The organism is Blastocatellia bacterium (genome assembly GCA_025055075.1).
In the GTDB taxonomy this organism is placed as follows: Bacteria; Acidobacteriota; Blastocatellia; order HR10; family HR10; genus HR10.
The window spans coordinates 1-3,684 of sequence record JANWYV010000011.1; the positions used below are offsets into that span (position 1 = coordinate 1).

Annotated in this window: 1 protein-coding gene and 1 pseudogene; one reads left to right on the top strand and one right to left on the bottom strand. The window is 62.4% G+C overall.

The annotated features are described in order from the left end of the window. On the bottom strand, positions 1-2,133 hold a 2,133-nt coding region (locus NZ746_03085; protein MCS6816347.1), incomplete at its 3' end, for a penicillin acylase family protein. A gap of 867 nt (positions 2,134-3,000) precedes the next feature. Here NZ746_03085 and NZ746_03090 point away from each other — a divergent pair. Continuing rightward, a pseudogene (locus tag NZ746_03090) lies at positions 3,001-3,594 on the top strand (WD40 repeat domain-containing protein). Positions 3,595-3,684 lie beyond the last annotated feature (90 nt).

The window sequence follows — 3,684 nt, forward strand, 5'->3', positions numbered from 1 at the left end:
AAAGAGCACGCGCTTGAAGCGCCGATGGCCATACGTCCACGCCCGCCAATCAGCGCCCAGCCGTTCCGTCACATCTCGCACGGCTTGCGCCAGACTCTCCACGAGCAATTCCTCTCGTCCTCGAATCGGGTCCGGCCCGAACGTTCCATCCGGGGCATAGAGCGCCTCGATCATCCGCTGCAAGGGACGGGAGCGGAAAAACGGTCGCGCTTGTTCGGGAATCCGCCGATTCCAATAGTTCTCCAACAAGCGACGTTCCCACGCCACGTAGAGAGCGGCGGCGGCCGATCGCTGATCCAACACGAAATTCCACTCAAGAAGACGCTGCTGCGCCCACGGCAACTGTCCCGGCAAACGAAGCGGACGCAGCAGCGGAACCAAGAGCCGAGCCGGAATCGAAAGCTCGTCATGCTGAATCCGAGCTAAATCGGCGAGCGTGAACCGACGCTGTTCGGAGAGCAGCTCTTGAAGGCGCGCGGCTCGAAACGGCTCGGCCCAACTGTAGCTGGGGATCGGTTGATACCCCGCAGGGAGATTCTCTTCGTTGGCTGTGGCGATCCAGCCTTCGGGGGGATCATGGCGCTCGGGCAGCGCTTCGAACGCGACAAAGCCCGCCCATTCGTAGCGACCATCGCCCGGCACCGGCACGAGGCCCGTCCAGTTGGGACGAATGGGCACGCGCCCCACGACTTGCCAACCGATTCGTCCCGACCGATCCGCCCACACCAAGTTTTCTCCCGGCGTGTACCAGTAGCGGCAGGCCTGACGAAACTCCTCCCAATTGCGAGCCTGCGCAATTCGAAGACTCGCCAGATATGGCGCTCCGCCCACGTCCAACCACGCCGCGCGCAAAGCATAAGCACGACGTGCCGACGGATCCTCGAAGATCACCGGCCCGTGTCGCGTGTACTTCAATTCCACGGTGACGGGCGCTTGCCCCTTCACTCGAATCACCTCCCGCTCGACCCGCATCGTCTCCCATCCGTCTCCATAGCGATAGCGGTTCGGATCCTGCGGATGCCGCTCGTACACGTAGATGTCCTCCATGTCGATGCTGAAAACCGTGAGCCCCCACGCGCCATATTCGTTGTGGCCGATGGCGACACCGGGCACGGCCGGCTCTCCAGCGCCGACGACGTTCCATCCCGGTCCGACCAGATGAACCCAATAACGCAGCGAAGGCACCTGCAACGCCCGATGCGGATCGTTGGCCAGTAGCGGTTTTCGAGAAAGCGACAGCCGCCCCGCAATCACCCAGTTGTTGCTCCCTTCTTCTTGCGCGTCGGAGAAAGTAGGAGCAGGCTCGCTCGATGTCTCCGCGTGCGACGCGCGATACTCGGGGCGCACGTCCTCGGGACGAAACGTGATGGTCGAGCGATACCGCTCGTAGAGGGAGAGAATTTCGGGCGAGAGTGCCTTCAGGTCTACGGCTTCATCCACGATGAGCTGAGGCGCTTCCGGACGCAGATCGAGCAACGCGCGAGCGCGCTCCGATCCGAGCGCTCGCACGAGAAGCGCCGTCTGCAACTCCTGAAGCGCATTCCCGTAGAGTCCGTTATGACGGGAGATGACGACTTCCGGCGTCCAATAGTCCGGCCGAAAATCGAGGATGCGAAACTCCAGAGGCAATTGCTCAGGCGTCTTGAGGACTTCGGCGATGCGGGCATTGATCCCCGCGACGAACGCGCCAATGATCTGCGGACCCCGAGGATGATAATGGCGCAACTCCGCTTCCAAATCGCCGCGAAAGCGAAAAAGTCGCGCGGCCCGATCGTGCTCGAGGAACCGCGGTCCGAAAGCTTCGGCCAATGTGCCCGTGGCCTGCCGCCGCCAGAGTTCGAGTTGAAAGAGCCGATCCCGTGCCACCGTGTAGCCTTGCGCGAAGAAGAGATCATGCTCGGTTTGGGCATAGATGTGCGCCACCCCCCAACGATCCCGCAAAATCTCCACCGGCCGCTCCAGTCCCGGAACCAGCAGCGTCTCCTCTTGGACGCTCGGGGAAGGGGAGGATCGCATGCCATCGAAGCCGAAGCTCGCGCTCCCTACGCTCAGCGCTATGAGGAGCAGCGCGAGAACGGAGCTGCGAGTCCGCTTCGCGCTGGAGAAACTTCGTCCGCTGCCTCGCTGCCGCATTTCCGCTCTCCTTCTACGCCGTACTTCGACAGACCTTCCCATCAGGGGGAAGAACCGCGCGCTTCAGCTTACTCGGCCCACAAAGAAATTGGCAAGATCGGGAACATCGGCAAGCGCATCCGCTCGCGCGAGCCCGTATCTTCAGCCGCTCAGCGATGACCGGCACAGGCGCGATCCGACATCTCGTCACAGACGCTGGGCATGCGCGCGGTCCACCTCGTGCTCCGAATCGTACAGCGTCAGATCAACGGCGCAGCCGCGATTGTGACGCGACCTCACAGCAGGCGACGAAAATTCTCTTGTCTGGCGGCGTCGCTTCTTGACAGCCACCGACTCCGGACAATTGCCGTCGCGGATGACGAGACCTTCGGCCTCCAATTTCGGCTTGACAGCGCCAGGTGCGCGGGGACAAGATAAACGCCGCGAATTTTGAGCGATTCGGGCGGCGCGGTCGGGAGCGCCCAAATGGAGAAGGAGGAGGAAAAAATGGTCCCCCTGACGAAGCCCAGAATCCCCCTGGTCATGGTCCTCTTCCTGTTGGCCCATTGGCTTCTTTTGACCGGTCTCCCAACGCGAGCGGAGACGTTTCTCGTGTGCGCGCAAGGCTGTCCTTACAGTTCGATCCAAGGGGCCGTTGATCGAGCGAGTCCGGGCGACACGATCCTCGTTCAGGCCGGGACCTATACGGAGAATCTCGTCCTCCCAGCGCTGGAGATGGCGGGATCGGCTCGCGTTTCCCTTGTGGGTACGGAAATGGCGCCGATCCGTTTGACCAGCGCTCGCGGGACGGCTCTTCGCGCGCGCGATCAAGCCCAGCTTACTGCGGCTCATGCGCAGTTCGCCGGAGAGACGGGATTGGCGTTTACGGAAGTGGGGACGGGGACTCCGTTGCGCACGCTCAGCGGGCATACCGATTTGGTCACCTCTGTTGCCTTCAGTCCGGATGGCAAGCTTTTGGCCTCGGGCTCCCGGGATCAGACGATCCGGCTGTGGGATGTGGAGACGGGGACTCCGTTGCGCTCGCTCCGCGGGCATACCGATTGGGTCGAATCCGTTGCCTTCAGTCCGGATGGGAGGCTTTTGGCCTCGGGGTCCAGGGATCAAACGATCCGGTTTTGGGATGTGGGGACAGGGACTGAGGTGCGCACGCTCATCGGGCATACCGATTGGGTCACCTCCGTCGCCTTCAGTCCGGATGGGAGGCTTTTGGCCTCGGGGGCTGGGGATCAAACAGCCAAGTTGTGGAATAATGTTGATTTAGAGCTTTTAGCTGGTCCAGCGGCGGAATTCACGGGCGTGCTGACAGGGAGCAGAAACGAGATGACGCGCAACGGACAACGCCTGCTCGAGCGGGCGCTCGTCGCTGGTCAGGGCAACGTCTGCCCAGCCAGCCTCACCTTCCTAATAGCTCCAACAAGCCCAACCGATTCGCCAGCACAAGCACCCATCCGCTCGCCATAATCCTTGGCCGCAGACCTCATCGTTGCGAGCCGGGGTAGCCGGCGCGTCCTCCATCCGCTCGCGACGATGAGCCGGGGTGCAGACGGTACG